Here is a 16649-nt window from a genome sequence, read left to right as displayed (position 1 = left end):
ATAAATGACATTCGCCATCATCACACATGTATCGCATATCCTGAGCCAGAACCGGCATTACGCCTATGCGCCTTATGTGAATGAAATGAATATCTGGATAAAATATGCTGATAAAATACTCATCGTTGCGCCGCAGGAAGTCGCCGGAATAAGTCCGATACAAAAAACGTATCAGCATGAAAATATTATTTTTTTCAAAGTGAAAAGCTTCGATTTATTAGGCTTGAAATCAATAATCAGCAGTATTTTTAAAATTCCGGTAGTTGTTTTCAGGATTTTCATCGCCATGAAAAAAGCCGATCACATTCATCTGCGTTGTCCTGGAAATATGGGTTTATTGGGTTGCATAATTCAGATTTTCTTCCCGAAAAAGATAAAAACCGCAAAATATGCAGGAAATTGGAACCGAAAATCAAAGCAACCGTGGAGTTACCGTTTGCAGCGATGGATACTTTCGAACACATTCCTGACGCGCAACATGCAGGTTTTGGTCTACGGAAGATGGGAGAACGCAACGAAAAATATCCTGCCTTTTTTTACCGCTTCTTACTCTGAATCCGAGAAAGAAATTATTTTGCCCCAAAAAACAGACGGTACGGTTAATTTTGTTTTTGCAGGCACATTGGTTTCGGGCAAAAATCCGATGTATGCGGTACGATTTGCTGAGAAATTACACAGAATGAACCAAAATATCACGCTGGAAATTTTTGGTGACGGACCTGAAAGATCTTCCATCGAAAATTACATTTCCGAAAATAATCTTGAAAATTTCATCACATTACACGGCAACCAACCGGCGCAAAAATTAAAGGAAGCATATCAGCAATCCCATTTTGTAATTTTACCTTCGGATAGTGAAGGCTGGCCAAAAGCCATTGCTGAAGGGATGTTTTGGGGATGTGTGCCGATTGCTACTAAAGTTTCCTGCGTTCCTTTCATGCTCGATTATGGAAAACGCGGTGTATTGATTCATACTGATAATTTTTCGGATGTGGATAAGGTCAATGCGATGTTGAATGATAGCAATTCTTATAACGAAATGAGCGAACAAAGCCGGATTTGGTCGCAACAGTATACACTTGATGTTTTTGAAACGGCGATAAAAAACTTAATAAATTCATGAGAATCCTGCAAATAATCGATTCGCTTGAAGCCGGCGGCGCTGAAAGAATGGCGGTTAATTATGCCAATTTTCTCGCGGCCGAAACCGGTTTTTCAGCTTTGGCAGTCACAAGGAAAGAAAGCCCGCTAAAACAAAATCTGAATCCGGAAGCTGCCTATATTTTTCTGGAAAGAAAATCAACAATCGATCTTGCTGCGGTATTGAAATTAAGGAAATTCGCAATTGCCAATAAAATTGACATTATCCACGCGCACAGTACTTCTTTTTTTATTGCTTTCTTACTGAAGATGCTACGGCCGTCTTTATGTCTGGTTTGGCACGACCATTACGGCGACAGTGAGTTTTTGGGCAATCGTCCGTCGAAAATGCTAAAGCTGGCAATGCCTTTTTTTGCCGGAATTATTGTCGTCAATCAAAAGCTTAAAGATTGGGCAAAACAGGAATTGAAGTTTAAAAATGTCATTATGCTGCCCAATTTTCCGGCAGAAAATGAACCGTCTTCGGAAGTTGTTGCTTTGAAAGGAATTTCCGGAAAAAGAATCCTCTGCCTTGCCAATCTTCGGGAACAAAAAAACCACCATTTATTGCTTGATGTGGCAGTTTTGCTTAAGAATTCACATCCGGAGTGGACATTCCATCTCGTCGGAAAAGATTTCGAAGATGACTATTCCTCGCAAATTAAAAGCCTGATTTTATCAAATAAGCTAGATCAGAACGTATTTGTTTACGGCACAATAAACGGCATCACTTCAATTCTTGAACAATCTGAAATCGGCATCCTGACATCAAAATCTGAAGGTTTGCCATTAGCGCTTCTGGAATATGGATTGCATAAAAAAGCGGTGGTTGTAACGGCAGTCGGAGAAATTCCTGAAATCATACAAAACGGGATAAACGGAATGATAGTTCCTTCCGGAGATGTAAAATTATTTTACAACGAATTGCTGTCATGTATAGAAAATCTGGAACTTCGCGAAAGCATGTCAGAAAAATTACGTCAAACAATTTTGAGCCGTTTTTCGGTTTCTGCCATTATGAATGATTATATTAGTTGGATGAAAAGCACCGATGGAAAATAACAACAATAATTATTTAGCGTTAATTCTGGGCACATTGTTATCGCAATCCTCATATTTGTTTTCCCGATATTTTCAAAGGCATATGCATTTGCAATCCTTATCGGAGGCATCATCTATGTCGTAAAAAAGCAAAACCGCAACCACGAAGTATTGCTCGTTGCGGCTTATATAACGGGAAGTGAAGTGCTTTTACGAACCACCGACGGCGTGCCGATTTATGAATTTTCGAAATACGGCGTCGTGCTCATTATCCTGATTGGGATGTTTTACAGCGGATTTTCAAAGAATGCAATTCCGTATTGGGTTTACCTGCTGCTGTTGATTCCGAGTGTTATCATCGCAGTTTTCGTACTGGACGCCTCAACCGAAGACCGTAAAATCATTTCCTTTACCATTTCCGGCCGATTTGCCTCGGCATAGCATCGTTATATACCTACCAGCGAAAGATCAGCTACCAGCAAATGAATTCCATTTTACTGGCGGTCGCGATGCCGATAATCAGTATGACAACTTATTTGATATTGTATAATCCAAGTGTCAGAGATGTGGTAACGGGAACCGATTCAAATGGCGAAACATCCGGTGGTTTTGGTCCGAATCAGGTGTCAACATTGCTTGGATTGGGGATTTTTGTCTTTGTTTCGCGGAGTATCATGCAATCCAAAAATATCAATACGTTATTGGTCAATCTGGCGCTTGCAGCCATAATTAGTTTTCGGGCGATTGTAACTTTTTCGAGAGGCGGGGTTTATACCGCAATCTTTATGATTTTTTTATTTTTTGGAAGTATTTACACAAGATTCAACTACAGGGCAAAAGTCAAGCTGAATTATTTTATGATTGCAATTGTGATTTGTGCGGGGCTGTTATGGTATTACAGTCTCATGCAAACCAACGGACTCATCGGAAACCGCTATTCCAATCAGGATGCGGCCGGAAGGGTCAAAGAAAGTAAGCTAACAGGCCGGGGCGAACTGATCGGAACCGAATTAAAGTTATTCTACGAAAACCCGATTTTTGGCGTAGGCGTGGGAAAATCTATCGAAATCCGTGAGCAGGAAACCGGCATCAACGCGGCTTCGCACAATGAATTGACGCGATTGCTGGCCGAACATGGCTCACTAGGCATATTAATGCTCCTGATTTTATTTGTAACACCAATATTCCTGCACCTCGACAATCGGGAAAACTTTTTTATGTTCCCGATATTATTCTTCTGGCTGCTGACGATCAATCATGCCGCGATGCGTATTGCCGCGCCTTCTTTCATATACTCGCTTTCCTTATTGAAAGTTTACATTGTAAAGCCGCCGGCTGTAGCAAAAGAAGCCTGATTGCAATGTTGTTTTTGGGATAATAATTGGCGCTTTTTCTGCAAATCCAATTGATTTTGCTAAATTGCAATGCCCAAACCCTACAAATGTCCTCAAAAAATAAAATTCACTTTGAAATTTCTGAGAGAAAGATACTCCTCAGGATATTTGACGTGATATTTGTTTTTATTTTCCTGTACGGTGTTGATAATCTTTTGGAATTCAGGTATCTTAATTTTTCCAGCAATAATATTTATTGGATTTTAGTACTCGGACTTTACATCAATTTACTCGGAACCGTATTTGAAATGTACAACCTTCAGGTAGCGAGCAACCAGTTCCAGATCATCAGAAGTATTGTTTTAACGGCCTGCACTACTGTTTTGTTTTATTTGCTTACGCCTATTTTCACGCCGTTACTGCCACTCAGCAGGCTGCAGATTTTTTACTTTTTCATAGCCATTTTGGGAGGATTGTTCTTTTGGCGCATTCTCTACCAAAAATTCCTGGCTTCGCATCGATTCGAAAAAAAAGCGATTATTGTCTGCGATAACGATGAAATAGCTGAATTGGTCGAAGGACTGCAAAATGTCGATCCGCATTATCGCATTGTCGGATTCCTCAATAGCGACCTGAGTGCAGATCATTTTCAATACAAGAATATAAAGAATGTAAATGTGGGTGAACTCAAGGATTTCGTAACCCGCAATTCCGTTTCAGAAATCGTCATCGCTTCCCAAAAAAAGCAAAAATGACGGTGCCGCTTTACAACCAGCTATTGCATTTGCTTGAAAATGGCTTTATTATCCGGGAATATACACAGGTCTATGAGCAAATTACGCAACGCATTCCGATAGCGCATTTTGATGAAGATTTTTATCGTTATTTTCCATTCAGCCGAAGCAATCAGAATAAACTGTATCTGATGATTGTAAAGGTTTTGGAATTATCGCTTTCGCTTTCTGGCCTGACAGTCGGCATACTTTTAATACCTTTTATATTTATCGGGAATCTTTTCGGCAACCGCGGCCGTCTTTTTTATACACAGGAAAGGGTTGGAAAAAATGGTATCCCGTTTAAGATTTTTAAATTCCGCACCATGGTTGAAAATGCCGAAAGAAACGGTGCCGTTTTTACAATCGTAAATGATTCGAGAGTGAACCCTTTCGGGAAATTGTTGCGCAAGACACGAATCGATGAAATTCCGCAGTTCATCAACATCCTCAAAGGCGAAATGGGCTTCATCGGACGAAGGCCTGAACGACCGGTTTTCGTAAATGAACTCGCAGAATTAATGCCTTTCTACGAAACCCGCCACGTCATAAAACCCGGATTAACAGGTTGGGCGCAGGTCAATTATGCCTACGGTGAAACGATGGACGACAGCCTCATCAAATTGCAATATGATTTGTATTATATCAAGCACCGCAGCGTTTTTCTTGATCTGAATATTATGGTGAAGACGTTCAGTACTGTTTTGTTCTATCGCGGACAGTAGAATTAGCGAATGAGAAAATCAGCTAATTAGCGAATGAATTCGATGCGAAATCAATGGCTATTTTTTACTTTTTTCAAAATCCTCCACAAAATCAAAGCGTTCAATCCAATAAACGGAAGGAACATCAGCAATTGTACTTTATTGAGTAAGAAAAGTAAGTAAGCCAATAAAATTGCTGCACAGGTGTAAGCCGTAATTAATGCCCATTTTCTGTTTCGTGCCAAAACGAAAACTACCAGAACCAACAACAACGGATTGAACAACATTACATTATAATTGCAGGACAATTCTTCATGAAGCGAATAAAATCCTGCCCAGAATAAAAAGATGCCCAATAATGCACAAATGACCAGCCATGTCAGGTAAACTACTCTTTTGTTAGCCAATGCGATTATAATAATTACGAGCAAATAGGAATAAAAACTGTTCCGGAACGAGAAAGGTGTGGCACCATTATTTTTCGGGTTCACAGTTGCCGTTTCAGTAGTCAGCGGCTGTCCGGTAACACTATTTTTAGTGATTTTGATGCTTTCCAAAAACTGCAAAGGCAAGTACAGATTGTACAAATCCTTATCGGTCTTGCAGCCAAACATAATGTTGATACCGAGATTTTCATAAAAATGCTCGTGAAGGTAACCATACAAAATCCGTCGATTTGCATTTCCTGCATCTTTTACCTTGAGTGATATTTTGTTTTTAATGGTACTTTCAACCTGTTCAACGACCATTGTGGTGCAATTCCTGTCGATGAATTTATAAGTGTAATATTTTTCTTCAGAAGATAAAACCGCCACAAGGTGATTGAAAATTTCCTGTTTCTGCGCCTGTGTCAGATTGAGTTTTTGTTCGTAAACACCACGATTTTCATAAATGTATTCCTCGACGAAACCTTCATAAGTGCTTGTAGAAACGAAATACTGCAAATCGCCTTTGACAAATTTCAAGTAGAAATTGGGTGTGCGAAAATCAAAAGTCCCATAATTGAAAACTACGTCAATACCGTTAATCGGGTCGCTCACGCGGATGGCAGTATGACCGAAGAGCGAATACAATTCATTGCCCGTATCAGCGGTCAGAACACTTACAAAAGCATTTTCAGATAAGATTCTTTGCTGGCTAAAACCATTTATGCCGATAAAAATCAATAAGAATAAAAGTAGTTTTCTAAGCATTTGAATTGATTTTTTGAAATTGGAATTTACCTCCTGAAAATGCTCAAATCGATTTTAAGCGAAAAGATATTCGAGTACAAAGCCGCACTTTGATCGCCCAAATCAGTCAGTGCATAATCAACCTGAATGCCGCGGTATTTGAATCCGAGTCCGATATTGGGCTGAAAACCGACTTTTTTCGTATCGTCAATCTGTGTAATATTCTGAAAATTCCCAACACCGGCACGCACGAAAACCAAATCGGTATAACCATATTCAAAGCCAAGTGCGGGATCAACGCTGAAACCTTTTCCGGAAATGATATCGTTGGTCTGTTCAAAACGCATGTTGAGGTTTCCGGCCGCCAATAAACTGCTGTCGTTGTGGAATTCAAATTTTTTCGAAATGCCGAATTGTACTTTCGGGAGCGTGATTTCAGTACTCTCAGGTAATTCCTGATTTTCTCCCGGAATCGCACCAGAGATTTTCTTGAACTCATCTTCGTCAATCATCCAGACGTTATAGGTTGTCGTGATATCGCGCAGCATCAATCCGTATTTCCAGTCATTGCGCTCGAATTGCAATCCGAAATCAAAACCAAAACCCCACGAACTCGCAAATTTCCCAATCACGCGGCGGATGACTTTCGCATTCACGCCATATTGAAATCCGGGAACGGGAAGTCTTCTGGCATAAGAAAATGTCAATCCGTAATCAGCTGTAGAAAATAAGCTGATGCGGTTGTAATCGATATTGCCTTCTGCGTCAATCAGTTCGGTCGTATTCAAGATGTCATCCACACCAAAACGGATCAGCGAAACGCCATAAGCACTGCGGTCATCGATGGGTTTTGCGTAAGCGACGTAATCATATTGGGCGATATTGGCGAAATAACTCGCGTGCATGAGCGACACCTGGCTGTCTTCGAGATGCACAAGACCTGCCGGATTCCAATAACCTGAATTCACATCGAATGTACTTGCGGTTACGGCATTGGACATTCCCAAAGCGGCCGCATCGACACCGATATTCATGAATTCGTTGGAATATTTCCTTATCGACTGGCTCTGAGCAACAGTAAAACCAAACAGTAAGGCAGCAAGCGCAAGTTTTTTCAAGGCAGTTTTTTTATGGCTTTCACCGTATTCGAATATTTTTTAAACCATTAAGAGATTTAGATTCATTAAGTCATTCTTAAAAGAAGCGTCTGGAATTTTAGGCATAAAACCTTAATTCTCTTGATATCTTATTGGTTCAAGAATATTTTTCTGAATTTTAAATTTTCGTCAAAAATATAAATTTTTTACCGAGGTTTCCCTTATGTACGTATTAAATAACGGCAAAGGATTAAATCGGTTAAATCTCTACTAAAAAACGCGCGCAGCTTTAAGTTATTGTGCTAAATTTGTTTTTCAAAATTTATAAAAATGGATATCAAAAAGCACATTCCGAATACCATCACGCTGGGCAATCTTTTTTGTGGCTGCATTGCCGTAACTTTTGCTTTTGCGCGTGATTTCGAAATGGCTTTTTATTTTGTATGCCTTGGTATTTTTCTTGACTTTTTTGACGGGTTTTTTGCAAGATTGTTTAAGGTTTCGAGCCCGCTTGGCTTGCAACTGGATTCACTGGCGGATATGGTGACAAGTGGTGTCGTTCCCGGGAGTGTGATGTATTTTATGCTCAAATCTTCTTCAGAAATGCCTGATGATTCGTATTTTCCGCTACTTGGATTTATCGTCACTTTAGGTTCGTGTTACCGATTGGCGAATTTCAATATCGATACGCGCCAGACTGATTCATTTATCGGATTGCCAACGCCGGCCAATGCACTTTTTATATTGAGTTTGCCTTTGGTGAAAGTAAATTTTGATTCGTTAATGGTTTTGGAATTATTGACGAATCAATGGGTTTTACTCGCGATTACTTTATTCAGTGCTTACATTTTGAATGCTGAAATTCCGCTTTTTTCGTTGAAAATTAAGAAATTCAGTTTCAAGGAAAATGCTTTACAAGTCGTATTTTTGGCGATTTCAATCTTACTTCTCGTAATTTTCCAATACCTCGGATTACCACTTGTGATTATTACTTACATCCTGATGTCGGTCATCAATAATAAATTCCTTAAAAAGTAGTTTTCAATTTCATGGCGAAAATTACTACAAGAAAACCTGTAAGGCGCAGTCCGAAAAAGAAAAGTACAATGCCGAAATGGCTGCGAAATTTCGCGATTGCATTGCTGATTTTCGCATTCATTGGACTTATCGGATACATTTATCGCGAAAATCTCGCCTATTATTTCAGCTTCAAAACTGATAAAATGCTCAGGGAAGAAGCACAGGACAAGAAACTCGCCGACTTACGAATTCAGAATATTCTTCTTAAAAGCAATGGAAAACTCATCGGAATTGATGTTTCCGAATACCAGGGGAAAATCAAATGGGATTCGGTGAAAAATATTTCCAAAGCCTACCCGATCGATTATGTCTTCATCCGTGCGACGGCCGGAAACGACAGGCCTGACAATTATTTCAGGGAAAATTGGGCGGCGGCGAAAAAGCAAAACCTCATACGCGGCGCTTACCATTATTACCGTCCGAACGAAAACTCGATTGCGCAGGCGGAACTTTTCATCAAAACTGTAAAACTCCGTAAAGGCGATTTGCCACCAGTGCTCGACATTGAAAAATTACCCGAAGAACAGTCGCTCGACAGCCTGAAAGTCGGCCTAAAAAGATGGCTCAATAAAGTCGAATTGTACTATGGCGTAAAACCAATCATTTATACGGGAGAAAAATATTATGAAGATTTCCTGCACGAAGAATTTGGCGATGATTACCCATTTTGGATTGCGAATTACAACCTTTCAATTGATGAGATCAAAGACAAATGGCTTTTCTGGCAATTCACCGAAAGGGCTTCTGTTGGAGGAATTGGCGGAAGCGTTGACGTAAATATTTTCAATGGCGATGCCAAAGAATTGCATTACCTGACCGTTGGAAATTAAGGCTAGTTAAAATCGATTTTCTTTTTGCGCAGCTCGAAATTCTGCCGAGATAAACCCTTCTCACCATTTCGTCCTGAACCAATTCCTCGGGAATACCGGCTTTCAGGATACCGCCTTCGAACATCAGATAGGTTTTATCTGTAATCGCCAGTGTTTCCTGAACGTTGTGGTCGGTAATCAGGATACCGATGTTTTTGTTTTTGAGCTGTGCAACGATTCTCTGGATGTCTTCAACTGCAACAGGGTCAACGCCAGCGAACGGCTCATCGAGCAAAATAAATTTCGGGTCGGTTGCGAGTGCACGTGCGATTTCCGTACGGCGTCTTTCGCCACCTGAAAGCAAATCTCCGCGGTTAGTACGGATGTGCTCTAAACTGAATTCCGCTATCAACGATTCCATTTTGGCGATTTGTTCGTCTTTGGTAAGTTTCGTCAATTGCAATACACTTAAGATATTGTCTTCGATGCTTAATTTCCTGAAAACCGAAGCTTCCTGCGCTAAATAGCCGATGCCATATTGCGCTCTTTTATACATCGGGAAATCCGTGATCTCAGTGTCGTCAAGATAAATTGTGCCGCTGTTGGGTTTTACCAATCCTACGATCATGTAGAAAGAAGTTGTTTTTCCGGCGCCGTTGGCCATAATAATCCAACGATTTCTCCTTGATTTACTTCTACGGAAATGCCTTTTACGACACTTCTGCCTTTGTAGGTTTTGACTAAATTTTCGGCTCTTAAGATCATATTTTTTTAATTAGCGAATGAGATGATTAGCGAATTAGCGAATGGTTACAATTATAACGAAATTTATCGATAAAGATTGGCATTCGCTAATTTCAAATTGATTCATTTTCTTCTAATGCTTCCCAAAATTCGTAAGCGCGGCGCAAATGCGGAATTACGATAGTCCCGCCAACGAGCGTTGCAATGCCCATTGCTTCCATCATTTCTTCTTTCGTGACACCTTCTTTGTAGCTGGTTTCCAGATGGTATTTCACGCAATCGTCGCATCTTAAAACTGTCGAAGCGACCAGTCCGAGCAGCTCTTTTGTTTTTACATCGAGCGCGCCTTCCGCGTAAGCGTTGGTATCGAGATTGAAAATGCGTTTGATTACTTTGTTGTTGTCTGAGAGTAATTTTTCGTTCATTTTCGAACGATAATCATTAAACTCCTGCACTAATTTGCTCATCTTTTTTCTTTCTATTTTTTACTACAACTGCCGAAATCAGGATACTTGCTTCATATAAAACAAGTATCGGAATCGAAACAATTACCTGTGCAGAAACATCCGGAGGTGTTACGATTGCAGCGATTATAAGGATAATTACGATGGATGCTTTTCTGTATTTGCGAAGGAATTCGGGCGTTACCAATCCGAGTCTTGACAGGAAATAAATGATAATCGGCAATTCAAATACGAGTCCCGAAACCAAAGCCGAAGTCTTAATCATCGATGTATATGAGGCGATACTGAAACGGTTTTCTATGAGATTACTTGCAGAAAATGTCCCGAAGAAATTCACCGAAAGCGGAATGATGATAAAATACCCAAACATCACGCCTATGAAGAATAATAATGACGACACAAGGATAAAGCTGCGCGCGTTCTTGCGTTCTTTTCGTACAATGCCGGACGGATGAATTTCCAGATTTCCCAAAGGATGTAAGGAAAGGCGGCGATAAAACCTGCCAGATGCACGTCCACATATAAAAATCAAACTGGCCGCCGACTTCCGTACTTTGAATCGTAAACGCGAATTCTGTAGCACATGAACCTTCCTCACCAAAGAATTTGGCTACTTTACAGAAAAAGTCATACGTAACAAAATTGGGATCTTTCGGTCCGAAGATAACAGTATTGAATACGAAATCGTCAAAATGCCACGCCACGCAGGCCATGACAATAATAGCAATCGTACTTCTGATTAATAACCACCTGAGATCTTCAAGATCGTCCATGAACGACATTTCGGAAGGATTTTTCTTTTCGGCCATACCACTAAACTATTCCTTCTTTTAAAATATCGTGGAGGTGGAGGATTCCTTTGTATGCTCCGTTGTCGGCAACAACCAACTGTGTAATCGAGAAATCTTCCATGATGTTGAACGCGTCAACGACCATGTCTGAAGATTGTATCATTTTTGGACTTTTTGTCATAATATCTTTCGCTGTTAAATCTGCAAAAGTGTCGCGGTCATTGAGCATCCTTCGGATATCGCCATCGGTAATGATACCGAGGATTTTTCCGTTTTCAATTACTGCCGTAACGCCTAAACGCTTCTCAGATATCTCAAAGATAACTTTTTTAATCGGAGCATCAGGCACGACCATCGGCATATGATTGTTTTCTAACATATCTTTAACACGCAGCAGTAATTTTTTGCCGAGTGCGCCGCCGGGGTGGTATTTCGCAAAATCTTCACTTTTGAAATCGCGAAGCTCCATGAGGCAAACCGCTAAAGCGTCTCCCATTACCAATTGTGCAGTAGTGCTGCTGGTTGGTGCAAGATTTAACGGACACGCTTCTGTCGCAACAGTAGTATCCAAAACATAATCTGAGCCTTTTGCAAGGAATGAAGTCACATTTCCGGTCATACCGATAAGTACGTTGCCAAAACGTTTCAGGATTGGAACCAAAACTTTAATCTCGGGGCTGTTGCCGCTTTTGGAAATGCAGATGACAACATCGCCGGGCTGTACCATTCCTAAATCGCCGTGAATCGCTTCTGAAGCATGTAGAAACATCGACGGCGTTCCGGTAGAATTCATTGTCGCGACGATTTTCTGTGCGATGATGGCGCTTTTCCCGATTCCGGTAACGATTAATCTTCCCGAAGCCTTGTAAATAATGTCGACTGCGGATGTGAAATCATCGTTTAAAAGATTGGCAAGATTGCTAATCGCCTCACTTTCTGTAAGAATAGTCTTTCTGGCAAGGGCAAGGATATTTTCTTGGTGCGTCAAAACAGTTATGGTGTAAAGTTTGTATTTATTAAAGAAATGTGTATCTTTATGTTTTGCAAATTTATGTAAAATCCCCCGAAAAAAGAATGAATTCAAGCGAAATCGATATCCACAAAGAATTAAAGAAATATTTTGGTTTCAACCAATTTAAAGGCTTGCAGGAGACGGTTGTTAAAAGTATTATCAGTGGAAATAATACTTTCGTAATCATGCCGACCGGCGGCGGAAAATCACTTTGTTACCAGTTGCCCGCATTGATCCAGGAAGGAACGGCGATCGTTGTTTCACCTTTGATTGCACTGATGAAAAATCAGGTCGATGCGATTCGGAGTTTGTCGCATGTTGACGGCATCGCGCACGTACTCAATTCCTCACTTACCAAAACTGAAATCAACAGGGTCAAGAAAGACATCACGTCGGGACTGACCAAACTTTTATATGTTGCGCCTGAATCGCTTACCAAAGAAGAATATGTCGCTTTTTTAAAGAATGTGCCGCTTTCGTTTGTGGCGATTGACGAAGCGCATTGTATTTCTGAATGGGGTCATGATTTTCGTCCGGAATACCGCAATTTACGCCACATCATCAAGCAATTGGGCGATGTGCCGATCATCGGATTGACCGCAACCGCAACGCCGAAAGTGCAGGAAGATATCCTGAAAAACCTCGACATGGCGAATGCGAATACGTTCAAAGCGTCATTCAACCGTCCGAATCTTTTTTATGAGGTGCGCACGAAAACCAAAAATGTCGAGTCCGATATCATTCGTTTTATCAAGCAACACAAAGGAAAATCCGGAATCATATATTGCCTGAGCCGCAAAAAAGTAGAAGCGATTGCGCAGGTTTTACAGGTGAATGGCATCAGTGCCGTTCCCTACCACGCCGGATTAGACGCCAAAACCCGCGCCAAACATCAGGACATGTTCCTTATGGAAGATGTTGAAGTGGTTGTCGCTACGATCGCTTTCGGAATGGGCATCGACAAACCAGACGTTCGTTTCGTCATCCACCACGACATCCCGAAATCGCTCGAAAGCTATTACCAGGAAACGGGCAGGGCAGGGCGCGATGGCGGAGAAGGTTATTGCCTGGCGTATTATTCGTATAAAGACGTTGAAAAACTCGAAAAGTTCATGTCAGGAAAACCTGTTGCCGAGCAGGAAATCGGGTTTGCATTGTTACAGGAAGTTGTTGCTTATGCCGAAACTTCAATGTCGCGCAGGAAATTCCTGCTGCATTATTTCGGCGAAGAATTCGACAGCGAAAATGGCGAAGGTGCAGATATGGACGACAATGTACGAAATCCAAAAACAAAAATAGAAGCCAAAGACCAGGTCGTGCAGCTTTTGAAAGTGGTGCGTGACACGCGGCATTTATACAAATCAAAAGAAATTATATTTACGCTTATCGGGAAAGTCAACGCTGTTATCAAAGCACACCGCACTGATGCCCAGAATTTCTTCGGTTCAGGGGAGACTTTCGATGAACGTTATTGGATGGCATTAATTCGCCAAATCCTCGTAGAAGGCCTTCTGTCAAAAGACATCGAAACTTACGGCATACTTAAAGTCACCGAAAAAGGACTCGATTACCTTGACAACCCGACTTCTTTCATGATGTCTGAAGACCACGAATACAGCGAGGCCGAAGATGAATCAATTGTTACCGCCGCAAAATCAACGGGCGTTGCTGACGAAGCGTTGATGGCGATGCTGCGTGATTTGCGCAAGAAAGTTGCGAAGAAACTTGGCGTGCCGCCATTCGTCGTGTTTCAGGATCCTTCTCTCGAAGATATGGCGCTCAAATATCCGATTTCAATTGATGAATTAAGCAACGTTCATGGTGTTGGCGAAGGAAAGGCCAAAAAATACGGCAAAGAATTCGTTGAACTCATCAACCGCTATGTTGAAGATAATGATATCACGCGCCCGGATGATCTGGTCGTAAAATCAACAGGCGCGAATTCAGCCAACAAATTGTATATCATTCAGAATATTGACCGTAAATTATCGCTTGATGATATCGCTTCCGCGAAAGGCCTCACAATGGATTTACTGCTGAAAGAAATGGAGCAAATCGTATATTCCGGTACCAAACTCAACATCAAATACTGGGTTGACGAAATGCTCGACGAAGACCAGCAGGAAGAAATTTACGATTATTTCATGGATTCTGAAACCGATAAAATCGAAGACGCGCTTAAGGAATTCGACGGCGATTATGATATTGATGAACTGCGTTTGATGCGGATCAAATTCATCAGCGAAGTGGCGAATTAGTGTTCAGTATTCGGTATTCAGTGATCAGTCATTGCCACCCGAACACTGATTACTGACCACCGAACACCTCACCCCGGTGCGGTCGCAAAGCATCCCGGACAGCAATCATAAAATCATCCGTCACGACCATAAATGCAATCGCATGCATTTCTCCGAAAGTTTCGAACCCGGTGATATTCAAAGGCAATTTCTCTGAAATTACATATTCTTTCAGATGGATTTCATGGTGCTCAGCGGTTTTGGCTGATGCCGGTCTGCGAAAATCCCAGATGAGTTTTATTTGGCGCATGTTAAAAAGTTACAAAGGCACAAAGTTACAAAGTTTAAGCCCGCAGATTCACAGATTTTATAGTTGAATTTTGAGAAATTAATCTGCATATCTGTGACCATTTGTTTATTTTTGAGAAAATCATCCCAATGAAAAGAATATTTATTTTTCTGTTGTTTTTCCAAATCGTATTTTCACAAGAATTAACGCTCCAGCAAGCCAATCACCTTGCCACTTTACCCATAAAATGCCTGCAACAGGAATATCCTAACAAACTCGGGCAAATGCTCATCGACAGTACCGAAATCCAATCGCCGAAAGAACTGCATCCGGCATTTTACGGCTGTTTCGACTGGCATTCCTCCGTTCATGGGCATTGGAGTTTGATTTACCTGCTGAAGAAATTCCCAAATCTGGATAAGAAAGACGAAATCATCCGGAAACTCAAAACCAACCTCTCCAAAGAAAATATCCAAAAGGAAGTCGATTATCTTTCTAAAAAACACGAAAATTCTTTCGAGCGCACTTACGGCTGGGCGTGGATTTTAAAATTGCAGCTCGAACTCGACACTTTCAACGCGCCTTTCGCACAGGAAATGGCCAAAAACCTTCAGCCGTTATCGAACATCATCATTCAGCGTTATACTGAATTCCTGCCCAAATTATTATATCCGGTGAGAATGGGCATGCACCCGAACACCGCATTCGGACTCACATTCGCCTGGGATTATGCCATTCATTCCAACAATATTGCATTTCAGAAAAGCATTCGCGAAAACGCCATCAGATTGTTTCAAAAAGATGAGAATTGCCCGTTCAACTGGGAACCAAGCGGCACTGATTTCCTTTCGCCATGCCTCGAAGAAATGGCCATCATGCAGCGCGTACTCGATGAAAAGTCTTTTATTTCATGGCTTAAAAAATTCGCGCCCGAACTTTTTGATAAAAAACTCAAATGGGAAGCTGCAAAAGTTTCCGACCGCACCGATGGTCATTTGGTGCACCTTGACGGACTCAATTTCAGCCGGGCGTGGAATCTTTATCATTTGATTAATCAGTATCCAAAGCAATTTTCGCATTTAAAAGCGATAGCAGATTATCATTTTTCGTTTTCACTTCCGGCAGTTGTCGATGGCAATTATGAAGGTGAACACTGGCTGGCGTCATTTGCGTTGCACGCTTTCGAAGAAAAGAAATAATGGCGAACAACCGGGCTATCCACTATAGTCCTCACGCCGGGCAACAATTTTCCAAAGCCATAAAAAAGCTTCCGTTGGTCGCTCTTTTCTGTCAGTAAAATTTGTCGCCCGGCGCTCCGGGCTGCCGTTGCTATCCCTGTCGCAAATTATCATTTATTATAATTATCCGTAACATTCGTTAATTGACCCATTCGCTAATTATCTAATTTTCTAATTACCTTTGCGCCATGCCGAAAGAATTGCTGATACAAGTCGCTCCCGAAACCGCCGCCAACGATATACTTTTGAAAGAACACATTTCAAAGTTAATACGCACTTCGGTATTAGAAATACAACACATTACAATCCTTAAAAGGTCAATCGACGCGCGGCAAAAAGCCATAAAGATTAATCTGAAAGTCAATATTTTTTTTGCAGGAGAAAAAATCACAGAAGAGAAAATTGCACTTCCCGATTATAAAAACGTCAGCAACGCACAGGAAGTAATCGTAATAGGAGCAGGCCGGCCGGACTTTTCGCAGCCTTACAGCTAATAGAACTCGGCTTAAAACCAATTGTCATCGAACGCGGAAAAGATGTTCGCGGCCGACGTCGTGACTTAAAATCAATCAACCGCGACCATATCGTCAACGAAGACAGCAATTATTGCTTTGGCGAAGGCGGTGCAGGCACTTATTCTGACGGGAAATTATATACACGTTCCAAAAAACGCGGCGATGTCGACCGGATCCTGAAACTTTTGGTTGCTTTTGGCGCTTCCGAC

At 41.2% G+C, this 16649-nt stretch carries 16 protein-coding genes and 2 pseudogenes; 11 read left to right on the top strand and 7 right to left on the bottom strand.

Going from position 1 to position 16649, the window contains the following annotated elements:
- Positions 1-4: 4 nt before the first annotated feature.
- From ACSLFW_RS19930 to ACSLFW_RS19905, 6 genes are all read left to right on the top strand, one after another.
- Entirely contained in the window at positions 5-1123 is a 1119-nt protein-coding gene (locus tag ACSLFW_RS19930) for a glycosyltransferase family 4 protein (RefSeq protein WP_436557207.1), read from the top strand.
- Positions 1120-2202: a glycosyltransferase family 4 protein gene (locus ACSLFW_RS19925; RefSeq protein WP_436557206.1), complete on the top strand. Its 1083-nt coding sequence runs from the start codon at positions 1120-1122 to the stop codon at positions 2200-2202. The genes ACSLFW_RS19930 and ACSLFW_RS19925 overlap by 4 nt, the downstream gene beginning before the upstream one ends.
- 150 nt (positions 2203-2352) lie before the next feature.
- A complete protein-coding gene (locus ACSLFW_RS19920) occupies positions 2353-2622 on the top strand; it encodes a hypothetical protein (RefSeq protein ID WP_436557205.1) in 270 nt (89 codons plus the stop codon).
- 41 nt (positions 2623-2663) lie between these two features.
- Positions 2664-3536: an O-antigen ligase family protein gene (locus ACSLFW_RS19915; RefSeq protein WP_436557204.1), complete on the top strand. Its 873-nt coding sequence runs from the start codon at positions 2664-2666 to the stop codon at positions 3534-3536.
- An 86-nt stretch (positions 3537-3622) separates the two neighbouring features.
- Positions 3623-4270 carry a nucleoside-diphosphate sugar epimerase/dehydratase gene (locus tag ACSLFW_RS19910; RefSeq protein ID WP_436557203.1) on the top strand — a complete coding sequence of 216 codons (648 nt, stop codon included), beginning with the start codon at positions 3623-3625 and terminating at the stop codon, positions 4268-4270.
- Positions 4267-5013 (top strand): sugar transferase, encoded by a 747-nt coding sequence (locus tag ACSLFW_RS19905; protein ID WP_436557202.1) that lies wholly within the window; start codon positions 4267-4269, stop codon positions 5011-5013. Before ACSLFW_RS19910 ends, ACSLFW_RS19905 begins: the two co-directional genes overlap by 4 nt.
- Positions 5014-5063: 50 nt before the next feature.
- Here the strand turns inward: ACSLFW_RS19905 and ACSLFW_RS19900 are convergent, their stop codons facing one another.
- A complete protein-coding gene (locus ACSLFW_RS19900) occupies positions 5064-6185 on the bottom strand; it encodes a lipoprotein N-acyltransferase Lnb domain-containing protein (protein ID WP_436557201.1) in 1122 nt (373 codons plus the stop codon).
- 26 nt (positions 6186-6211) lie between these two features.
- On the bottom strand, positions 6212-7255 hold the full coding sequence (locus tag ACSLFW_RS19895) for a PorV/PorQ family protein (protein ID WP_436557498.1): 1044 nt from the start codon (positions 7253-7255) through the stop codon (positions 6212-6214).
- 336 nt (positions 7256-7591) lie between these two features.
- On the opposite strand from ACSLFW_RS19895, the gene ACSLFW_RS19890 reads away from it, so the two are divergent.
- Positions 7592-8299 carry a CDP-alcohol phosphatidyltransferase family protein gene (locus ACSLFW_RS19890; protein WP_436557200.1) on the top strand — a complete coding sequence of 236 codons (708 nt, stop codon included), beginning with the start codon at positions 7592-7594 and terminating at the stop codon, positions 8297-8299.
- Positions 8300-8310: 11 nt separating this feature from the next.
- Positions 8311-9171 carry a glycoside hydrolase family 25 protein gene (locus ACSLFW_RS19885; RefSeq protein ID WP_436557199.1) on the top strand — a complete coding sequence of 287 codons (861 nt, stop codon included), beginning with the start codon at positions 8311-8313 and terminating at the stop codon, positions 9169-9171.
- Positions 9172-9173: 2 nt separating this feature from the next.
- On the opposite strand, the pseudogene lptB reads toward ACSLFW_RS19885, so the two are convergent.
- The 4 genes and pseudogenes from lptB to ACSLFW_RS19865 form a co-directional block, all read right to left on the bottom strand.
- Positions 9174-9915, bottom strand: a pseudogene (lptB, locus tag ACSLFW_RS19880) (LPS export ABC transporter ATP-binding protein).
- A 92-nt stretch (positions 9916-10007) separates the two neighbouring features.
- Complete coding sequence (locus tag ACSLFW_RS19875) at positions 10008-10361, bottom strand: carboxymuconolactone decarboxylase family protein (RefSeq protein WP_436557198.1); 354 nt, start codon at positions 10359-10361, stop codon at positions 10008-10010.
- Positions 10336-11167: pseudogene (tatC, locus tag ACSLFW_RS19870) on the bottom strand (twin-arginine translocase subunit TatC). Before tatC ends, ACSLFW_RS19875 begins: the two are co-directional and overlap by 26 nt.
- Positions 11168-11171: 4 nt before the next feature.
- Positions 11172-12137, bottom strand: coding sequence for a KpsF/GutQ family sugar-phosphate isomerase (locus ACSLFW_RS19865; RefSeq protein WP_436557197.1), 966 nt, complete (start codon positions 12135-12137; stop codon positions 11172-11174).
- 86 nt (positions 12138-12223) lie between these two features.
- Between ACSLFW_RS19865 and recQ the strand changes: the two genes are divergently transcribed.
- Entirely contained in the window at positions 12224-14419 is a 2196-nt protein-coding gene (gene recQ / locus ACSLFW_RS19860; protein WP_436557196.1) for a DNA helicase RecQ, read from the top strand.
- A 49-nt stretch (positions 14420-14468) separates the two neighbouring features.
- Here recQ and ACSLFW_RS19855 read toward each other — a convergent pair whose 3' ends face one another.
- The gene (locus ACSLFW_RS19855; protein WP_436557195.1) at positions 14469-14708 is read right to left on the bottom strand and encodes a hypothetical protein; all 240 of its coding nucleotides are present in this window, start codon (positions 14706-14708) and stop codon (positions 14469-14471) included.
- Between the two features lie 128 nt (positions 14709-14836).
- On the opposite strand from ACSLFW_RS19855, the gene ACSLFW_RS19850 reads away from it, so the two are divergent.
- Both ACSLFW_RS19850 and ACSLFW_RS19845 read left to right on the top strand, forming a co-directional pair.
- Positions 14837-15886 carry a DUF2891 domain-containing protein gene (locus ACSLFW_RS19850; RefSeq protein WP_436557194.1) on the top strand — a complete coding sequence of 350 codons (1050 nt, stop codon included), beginning with the start codon at positions 14837-14839 and terminating at the stop codon, positions 15884-15886.
- Positions 15887-16113: 227 nt separating this feature from the next.
- Positions 16114-16419, top strand: a complete 306-nt coding sequence (locus tag ACSLFW_RS19845) for a hypothetical protein (RefSeq protein ID WP_436557193.1) — start codon at positions 16114-16116, stop codon at positions 16417-16419.
- Positions 16420-16649: the final 230 nt, after the last annotated feature.

Source organism: Flavobacterium sp. 3HN19-14, from assembly GCF_051373205.1.
GTDB lineage: Bacteria > Bacteroidota > Bacteroidia > Flavobacteriales > Flavobacteriaceae > Flavobacterium.
This window is presented reverse-complemented; position numbering and strand designations above follow the sequence as displayed.

Excerpts from the sequence above, each read along its gene's own strand:
- ACSLFW_RS19930 (WP_436557207.1), top strand. The coding sequence starts at position 5 with ATGACATTCGCCATCATCACACATGTATCGCATATCCTGAGCCAGAAC.
- ACSLFW_RS19925 (WP_436557206.1), top strand. The coding sequence starts at position 1,120 with ATGAGAATCCTGCAAATAATCGATTCGCTTGAAGCCGGCGGCGCTGAA.
- ACSLFW_RS19915 (WP_436557204.1), top strand. The coding sequence starts at position 2,664 with ATGAATTCCATTTTACTGGCGGTCGCGATGCCGATAATCAGTATGACA.
- ACSLFW_RS19910 (WP_436557203.1), top strand. The coding sequence starts at position 3,623 with ATGTCCTCAAAAAATAAAATTCACTTTGAAATTTCTGAGAGAAAGATA.
- ACSLFW_RS19905 (WP_436557202.1), top strand. The coding sequence starts at position 4,267 with ATGACGGTGCCGCTTTACAACCAGCTATTGCATTTGCTTGAAAATGGC.
- ACSLFW_RS19900 (WP_436557201.1), bottom strand. The coding sequence starts at position 6,185 with ATGCTTAGAAAACTACTTTTATTCTTATTGATTTTTATCGGCATAAAT.
- ACSLFW_RS19890 (WP_436557200.1), top strand. The coding sequence starts at position 7,592 with ATGGATATCAAAAAGCACATTCCGAATACCATCACGCTGGGCAATCTT.
- ACSLFW_RS19885 (WP_436557199.1), top strand. The coding sequence starts at position 8,311 with ATGGCGAAAATTACTACAAGAAAACCTGTAAGGCGCAGTCCGAAAAAG.
- ACSLFW_RS19875 (WP_436557198.1), bottom strand. The coding sequence starts at position 10,361 with ATGAGCAAATTAGTGCAGGAGTTTAATGATTATCGTTCGAAAATGAAC.
- recQ (WP_436557196.1), top strand. The coding sequence starts at position 12,224 with ATGAATTCAAGCGAAATCGATATCCACAAAGAATTAAAGAAATATTTT.
- ACSLFW_RS19855 (WP_436557195.1), bottom strand. The coding sequence starts at position 14,708 with ATGCGCCAAATAAAACTCATCTGGGATTTTCGCAGACCGGCATCAGCC.
- ACSLFW_RS19850 (WP_436557194.1), top strand. The coding sequence starts at position 14,837 with ATGAAAAGAATATTTATTTTTCTGTTGTTTTTCCAAATCGTATTTTCA.
- ACSLFW_RS19845 (WP_436557193.1), top strand. The coding sequence starts at position 16,114 with ATGCCGAAAGAATTGCTGATACAAGTCGCTCCCGAAACCGCCGCCAAC.